Annotated in this window: 3 protein-coding genes; all 3 read left to right on the forward strand. The window is 59.6% G+C overall.

Going from position 1 to position 2,254, the window contains the following annotated elements:
- Positions 1 to 116: 116 nt before the first annotated feature.
- Positions 117 to 1,295 (forward strand): tetratricopeptide repeat protein, encoded by a 1,179-nt coding sequence (locus NW820_RS07885; protein WP_414342823.1) that lies wholly within the window; start codon positions 117 to 119, stop codon positions 1,293 to 1,295.
- A gap of 371 nt (positions 1,296 to 1,666) precedes the next feature.
- On the forward strand, positions 1,667 to 1,858 hold the full coding sequence (locus NW820_RS07890) for a hypothetical protein (protein ID WP_041436759.1): 192 nt from the start codon (positions 1,667 to 1,669) through the stop codon (positions 1,856 to 1,858).
- Positions 1,848 to 2,254, forward strand: a 407-nt coding sequence (locus NW820_RS07895) for a sigma-70 family RNA polymerase sigma factor (RefSeq protein ID WP_414407166.1), incomplete at its 3' end; no start/stop codon positions are given. The genes NW820_RS07890 and NW820_RS07895, both read left to right, overlap by 11 nt.

Below are 2,254 nucleotides of genomic sequence, written 5' to 3' on the forward strand. Positions count from 1 at the left end.
ATCCCAGCACCTACCCTGGCGAAAAGCGCATTGAGCTGATCTCGCCGGCAGGGCCCAGCGATCCCTTGCCCTTTTTGGTGATGATGTAGAGGCGCGCAGAAAAGAGGAAGTGGGTCATGCCGTTTGTGATTGCCCCGACCGACGTGGGCGTGCTGGTGCTGGGGGCGAGCCTGTTGCTTTTGGCCGGGGGTTGGGCCTGGTGGCTGCGGCGGCAGAAGCGTGCTGCCTCCCCAGAATCGACAACCGTTTCGCCGGCCCCGGCGGTTGACCCATCTGCCCTTTCGGCGGAACAGGCGGCTCAACTACAGCCCTTCGAGCAGGCGGTGGGAGATCAGCCGCAGGATCCCATTGCCTGGTACAACCGCGCCACCACCCTCGACCACCTGGGGCAAGCCCAAGCTGCCCTGGCCAGCTACGACCGCGCCCTGGAGCTGAAGCCGGACTTCCCCGAAGCCTGGAACAACCGTGGTTCTCTGCTGGACGATCTCGGTCGCCATCAAGAAGCTCTGGCCAGCTATGAGCGGGCTCTGCGGCTGAAACCGGATTTTTTTGAGGCCCGCTTTAACCAGGCCAACACGCTGCGGCAATTGGGCCGCTACGAAGAAGCCCTACGTGCCTACGAACGGGCCCTTGCCCTCAGCCCCGACAGCCCGGAAACGTGGTACCTGCACGGGCTAACCTTAGCCTCTCTGGGACGGTGGCAGGGATCCCTAATCAGCTACGAGAAAGCCCTCGCCATCAACCCCGTCAATGCCCAAGTTTGGCAGAGTCGGGGCCTGGCTCTGTTTCACCTAGAGCGCTACGTCGATGCTCTGGCCAGCTACGAACGAGCCCTGCAACTGGGCTCCGAATCGGCCTCTCTCTGGGCCGGCCATGCCCTTGCCCACCACCGCCTCGGCAACCCGATGGAGGCCCTCAACAGCTATGACCGTGCCCTGGCGCAGGATCCCAAACGCCCTCAGATCTGGGTGCAGCGCGGCCTGGTGCTGATGGACTTGAACCTCTACGAGCTGGCCATCCAGAGTTTTGATCGGGCCCTGCAGATGGATCCCAGCAATGCCGAGGCTCACTACGCCAAAGCCTGCTGCTACGCCTGGGAAGGCCAAGTGCCTCAGGCCCTACAAGCTTTGGAGCAAGCCCTACGCCTGGAGCCGGAACGCTACCGCCCCTTGCTCTCCTCTGAGCCCTATTTCGACCTCATTCGCGAGGAGCCGAGTTTTGCATCCTTTTTGGCAGCCCTTGCCGGCACGGATCCCCCCAAGAACCCCCCGCCGCTGTCACGAACAGCCTCTTGACGTTCTCACCTCCCAGAAGGAGAGGAGAGGCTGGAATGCACAGGCTGTTTCACCGCCAACCTGACCCAATCACCAATAACCACGAGAGCACGCCAACAACAGAAATCCGGCAATTTCGTTGGGTCTTACGGGAAAATTGCGCTCTTTTGCCGATGAAACCCGCCGATTTTCCGTGGAGATGCTGTTGCTTGGGTCAAGAAACCTGGTCAAACTAAGAACGTTCCAGCTCTTGGCAAATCTCAACAGTGTCCGGTTGTGCTTCTAACGCCATCCCTGTAGCCCTGTAGCACCTGCTTGCGCAGGGTCTGGCTGGGCAAAAGCGTCTCTTGACTGGATGGGTGTTGGTTATGGGTGGGATCCTCAACCTTTGAATGGTTTTCGAGTTCCTTGAGTGCTTGTTCTACAGTTATTTTCGGCAAATCGGTAAAGTGGTTGTCTATGATAACGGCCCCTCGCCTGACCTCTCCCAAGAACTCCGTCTCCCTGAGGCGACCGGCGGCCCCCCCTCCATTGCCTTTGGCCAAGACCGGATTCCCAGCCGCATGTGGATCTATGGCATCTAGTGAGGATGTTAAAGCCCGAACTGCCGAACTGTTGCGGCTGTACCACCAGAATCGCGATCCAGCCCTGCGCAACCGGCTGGTGGAAATGAACTTGGGCTTGGTGCGCAAAGAGGCCCACCACTGGCGCAACCAATGCAATGAGGGGTACGACGACCTGGTGCAAGTTGGCTGTTTGGGTTTGATTCAAGCTATCGAACGCTTTGACATCAGCCGAGGCCTGGCTTTTAGCTCCTTTGCCCTGCCCTACATTCGCGGAGAAATTCAACATTACCTGCGAGACAAGAGCCCCACCATGCGGATCCCACGCCGCTGGACAACTCTGCAACGACAAGCCAAGAAGGTGATTGCCCGTCTGCGGCAAGAGTTGGGCCGTTCTCCCTCTGAGGCCGAGGTGAG

This window comes from Synechococcus sp. R55.7, from assembly GCF_047461955.1.
In the GTDB taxonomy this organism is placed as follows: domain Bacteria; phylum Cyanobacteriota; class Cyanobacteriia; order Thermostichales; family Thermostichaceae; genus Thermostichus.